The 4,341-nt window shown below is 52.8% G+C and carries 6 protein-coding genes; 2 read left to right on the forward strand and 4 right to left on the reverse strand.

The features are described from left to right. Positions 1–119: 119 nt before the first annotated feature. The 4 genes from H8Q75_RS04360 to H8Q75_RS04375 form a co-directional block, all read right to left on the reverse strand. Positions 120–932 carry a hypothetical protein gene (locus H8Q75_RS04360; RefSeq protein WP_297040779.1) on the reverse strand — a complete coding sequence of 271 codons (813 nt, stop codon included), beginning with the start codon at positions 930–932 and terminating at the stop codon, positions 120–122. Between the two features lie 71 nt (positions 933–1,003). Further along, positions 1,004–1,786 (reverse strand): 2,2'-beta-hydroxylase CrtG, encoded by a 783-nt coding sequence (crtG, locus tag H8Q75_RS04365; RefSeq protein ID WP_297040781.1) that lies wholly within the window; start codon positions 1,784–1,786, stop codon positions 1,004–1,006. A gap of 24 nt (positions 1,787–1,810) precedes the next feature. Beyond that, on the reverse strand, positions 1,811–1,984 hold the full coding sequence (locus H8Q75_RS04370) for a hypothetical protein (RefSeq protein WP_011057753.1): 174 nt from the start codon (positions 1,982–1,984) through the stop codon (positions 1,811–1,813). A 2-nt stretch (positions 1,985–1,986) separates the two neighbouring features. Further along, the gene (locus tag H8Q75_RS04375; protein WP_024124949.1) at positions 1,987–2,169 is read right to left on the reverse strand and encodes a 50S ribosomal protein L32; all 183 of its coding nucleotides are present in this window, start codon (positions 2,167–2,169) and stop codon (positions 1,987–1,989) included. A 211-nt stretch (positions 2,170–2,380) separates the two neighbouring features. Here H8Q75_RS04375 and H8Q75_RS04380 point away from each other — a divergent pair, with 211 nt between their 5' ends. Both H8Q75_RS04380 and H8Q75_RS04385 read left to right on the forward strand, forming a co-directional pair. Continuing rightward, positions 2,381–3,385 (forward strand): phosphoribulokinase, encoded by a 1,005-nt coding sequence (locus H8Q75_RS04380; protein ID WP_024124948.1) that lies wholly within the window; start codon positions 2,381–2,383, stop codon positions 3,383–3,385. Between the two features lie 26 nt (positions 3,386–3,411). Beyond that, positions 3,412–4,341 (forward strand): DUF3352 domain-containing protein (locus tag H8Q75_RS04385; RefSeq protein WP_297040794.1); only part of this gene is annotated, 930 nt, incomplete at its 3' end.

Here is a 4,341-nt window from a genome sequence, read left to right on the forward strand (position 1 = left end):
AGTAAGACCTTGTTAGAAATTTTTCTCAATCAATTGAGTCTAGCATATCAGGTAAGGTCTTGGGGTTAGCCCAAAGCCTTATTAGATTCCTTTAAGAAAATAATAAGAAAATAATCATGTCAACCGGAGAGAATCCGCTCCCACTCTGCCAGTAGGTTATCAATACTGCCCGTCGTCTCAGTCGCCTCGCCGACTCTTGCTGCGGCGGAGCTATCGAGAGGGGCACCCACCTCCTCAACGCTATTGGGAAAGAGTTCTTCAAGAGTTGGTTGAGCAGTGGAGGGTTCCTCCGACTTCCGATCGGGCATTAAGTAAATTTGGCGGATATCCGCTGGCAGATACTCCACGATGCGTGCTAAGCCTTCCTCTAAATGCTGGTTGAGTTCCTCAAGGCTGTAGGTTTCCCCTTGAACTTCTAGGTAAGCGCGCAGGCGCTCAAGGTTCCAGTGAAAGGTTTGGGTTGTCACCAGCACTAGGCGGCTCAGGGGACTCAGGTAGGCAAGGCTGGCTTCCAAATAGCACCAAAGGGGCACTGGTGCATCCCGAAGGACATAGGTAATGTGCTCAATGCCGGGAAGTTCCTCTTGAATGAGGGCGGCGGTGCGGTTGACAATCCAATTGCGCAGGGAGCGAGCTTCCTCATCCCCCACTTTCACGCCCTCAGGGGTAAATTCCACAAGGTCAAGGCCAAAAAATAAGCCATGCCACACCTTGGCAAAAAGATAGTCCACCTGTACAGGCGATCGCCCGTGGTGTTGCAGAACACTATATACGAGGGGGCCGTAGCGACAGTAGAGAGCCACGAAGTAGCAGCCGCGATCGCGCTGATCCTGAAAGGCCCTGATCAACTCCGCATCGGAAAGGGTGAGTAACGGTTGGATCAGCGGATGTTGTCGCTCCGCCATCCTGGGAAAGGAAAGTGCCTTGACCATCTCACTGCCACTGAACCAGACAGACTGTCCTACGCCTTCACCAATGGGCCTATGCAGAATTCATCCTGAGTTCAGCCTTGGGTGCGATCGCGAAACAGGGGCAGGTAATCACGACTCTCCGTCCCCAACCACCGATCCCAGAAGGTGAAATAGAGGCCATAGTTACAGCGAAATTGACGGTGGTGCAAACTGTGGTGGGTGGCTCCAATCAACCACTGCCCCAACCAATGTTCGGCAAAGCCACGGGGATAGATCTCTAAGTTTAGATGATTAATCACACTGGAGACCGTCATCAGGCTCAGCTGGATCACGATAGCGTAGGGGTGCAGTGGCACAAGCACAATAATCAGCGGCAGAAAAATCGCCTGTAAGCAGCCCTCCCAGGGATGAAATGAAAAGGCAGTCCAGGGTGAGGCAACAATGCTATGGTGATGCACCCGATGGACACAGCGATAAATTTTCGGTTGGTGCATCCAGCGATGGAGCCAATAGTAATAGGTTTCGTGGAGCAGTAGCACAAGGCCAATGCTCAAGGGAAAGTAAATATAGTCCCAAAGGGAATTTAACTCCAGATAAACCGCTGTCCAGCCCCGCTGCCACATCACTGCGGCGATCGCCCCCGCCAGGGCAAAAATAGCCGCTGTCAGCAATGACCAGCCAAACTCGTGCCAAAACTGCCCCCGCTTGTAAGGCCGCAAATTTATCCGTCGTTTCCTCAGGGGCGTCCAGCAAGCCACGACATATACCAGCGAAAAAAAGCCAGCCACTAGCAATAGGCGGCTGACGACCATCAAAAACATTACCCCAACCATAATGCCAAAGAGGCGGGGGTCACTGAGGTTGTAGGGAATCATGCAACACAGTGCTAAAGGCGTCCCCTAGAGCCAGCCCAACCAGTGGAGCAAGCCCTCTCCTGTCCAATATTCCCACAACAAAAGAGCCACCAGACCCACCATCGCTGCACGGCCATTAATCCGCTCAGCAAAGGTATTAAAGCCGTACTTTGGGGTTTCCAGTTTGGGGGTGCGGCTCGGCTCTGTAGGGGTGGCCATGATTACTCCTGCTCGTCTTCGTTCTCTTCTTCGGCTTCAGGGAAGTAGAAGCCTTGGGCACGTTCAGTCAAAATAGACTTACCAATCGAGAGGGCACGTTGTGCTTGAAGGGCAGCTTGGCGCTTCCAGACAGCACGGCGCATACTGCGCTTGGACTTTGAGGTTTTCTTTTTGGGGCAGGCCATGGTGATCCCTAGGATGAACTTTCGCAATCTACTACTTTATCCCAAACTCTTCCCGAGAACAACCACCCATCCCCCCTGTGGACCAGAAGGTTCCTCTTTTTGCACAAAAAACTATCCCAGAGGGACACCACCCTTGTAATATCAGTTAAGGGTATACTGAACCACCCCATGAGGGGATGTCCACTTCTACGAGCAAAGGGAATCGTCAGCTATGAGCAGTAAGCCAGACCGTGTGGTTCTCATCGGCGTTGCTGGAGACTCCGGCTGTGGTAAATCAACGTTTTTGCGCCGACTGGCCGATCTGTTTGGCGAAGATTTTATGACTGTGATTTGTTTGGATGACTATCACAGTCTGGATCGCAAGCAGCGGAAAGAAATGGGGATTACGGCGCTTGATCCCCGCGCCAACAACTTTGATCTGATGTATGAGCAGATCAAGGCTCTCAAAAATGGCGAATCAATCATGAAACCCATCTACAACCACGAAACGGGGACGATTGATCCGCCGGAGAAGGTGGATCCCAACCACGTGATTGTGATTGAAGGCCTGCATCCCCTCTATGATGAACGGGTGCGATCGCTCATTGACTTCAGTGTTTATCTCGACATCAGTGACGATGTAAAAATTGCTTGGAAGATCAAGCGCGACATGGCTGAGCGGGGCCATAGCTATGAAGACGTGATTGCCTCCATCAACGCCCGTCGCCCTGACTTCATGGCCTATATCGATCCCCAAAAGCAGTACGCTGACGTGGTTTTGCAAATTCTACCGACCCAGTTAGTCAAAGAGGAAAAAGTCGGCAATATCCTGCGGGTACGGATGCTGCAACGGGAAGGCATCCCCGGCTTTGAGCCCGTTTATCTCTTTGATGAAGGTTCAACGATTACTTGGATTCCCTGCGGTCGTAAGCTCACCTGCTCCTATCCGGGCATCCGCCTCAGCTACGGACCTGATGAATACTATGGTCACCCCGTTTCGGTCTTAGAAGTGGACGGTCGCTTTGAAAAACTCGATGAACTCATCTACATTGAAAGCCACCTGAGTAATACTTCCACCAAGCACTACGGCGAAGTGACGGAACTACTGCTAAAGCACCGTGACTATCCGGGTTCCGATAATGGGTCGGGTCTATTCCAAGTGCTAACGGGCCTGAAAATGCGGGCTACCTATGAGCGCTTGACCGCGCGGGACGCGGCCACTGTCACCAATCGCTAATTGGGCCTGCCACATTGAGGGCACTGATGCAACTGCACCAGCGATCGCTATGGTCATCCCTTTTGGTCTTTATCCTCTGCTGGTTGTTTCTAATGTGTGGCCAGCCAGCTTTTGCTGCCGATAGCGATGACCTGATCTTTGTCCCGCGCCAAGCCCAGAGTGTCCTCAAGCTCAATCAACCTCCCAGTAGCGATCCCCTACATTTTTGGGCGGCGCGTTTTTGGACATCCCAACTTGCTCATTGGGGCTTGTCCTGGTCTGAAATCAATGATTGGGTGGGGGAGGGGGTGACGCTTGCCCAGTTCCCCTGCCCCGAAGTGTGTTCATCCCCGCGGCAGTTGTGGATTTTGCCCTTGAAGCGCCTAGGAGCAGCAACGGCTTTTTGGGAGACCTACTGGCAGGGGCATCCCTTTGAGGTGCAAGTCTATCAAAATATCCCCCTGCAGGTGGGCAAGGACTTGGTGACAGCCCGTCTCGGCGATCGCCTGCTCCTTGCTTCGGATGTGGAGACTATGACCGCTAGCTTAGGGGCAGCGGTAACCGCGGATGGTCATCTTGCGGGATTGACTTTTTATCAAGTGGCGCGGCCCCAATTAGAGGCTGAACCTACAGCCCTCTACTATGTCAACCTGCAATCTTTGAGTTCTGAGGGGCGCCAACTGGCACCCACCTACGATCGCCTGCTTTTAGCCGTAAAGGCACAAGGCAACGAGCTACATCTGCAAATGCTGCTGCACCGCACCAGTGATGTAACACTGGCCTCTGATCCCTTCGACCTTGAGTCCCTCTGTTTCCCAGAACCGATTCCCACGGTAGTGGTGGCGGGTGCTCACTTGCCAGAGGGCTATAGCCAACTCACTGCCGCTTTGGCCGATTACCGCTTTGGCAAAACTCCCCAAGGGGATGATATTGTCAGCCCACTGCTACAGGATTTGACGGCGGATATACCGGTGGAC

Source organism: Thermosynechococcus sp. OHK43, from assembly GCF_014466085.1.
Lineage (GTDB): Bacteria > Cyanobacteriota > Cyanobacteriia > Thermosynechococcales > Thermosynechococcaceae > Thermosynechococcus.

Coding starts and splice junctions, on each gene's coding strand:
- crtG (WP_297040781.1), bottom strand. CDS start 1,786: ATGATTCCCTACAACCTCAGTGACCCCCGCCTCTTTGGCATTATGGTT.
- H8Q75_RS04370 (WP_011057753.1), bottom strand. CDS start 1,984: ATGGCCACCCCTACAGAGCCGAGCCGCACCCCCAAACTGGAAACCCCA.
- H8Q75_RS04375 (WP_024124949.1), bottom strand. CDS start 2,169: ATGGCCTGCCCCAAAAAGAAAACCTCAAAGTCCAAGCGCAGTATGCGC.
- H8Q75_RS04380 (WP_024124948.1), top strand. CDS start 2,381: ATGAGCAGTAAGCCAGACCGTGTGGTTCTCATCGGCGTTGCTGGAGAC.
- H8Q75_RS04360 (WP_297040779.1), bottom strand. CDS start 932: ATGGTCAAGGCACTTTCCTTTCCCAGGATGGCGGAGCGACAACATCCG.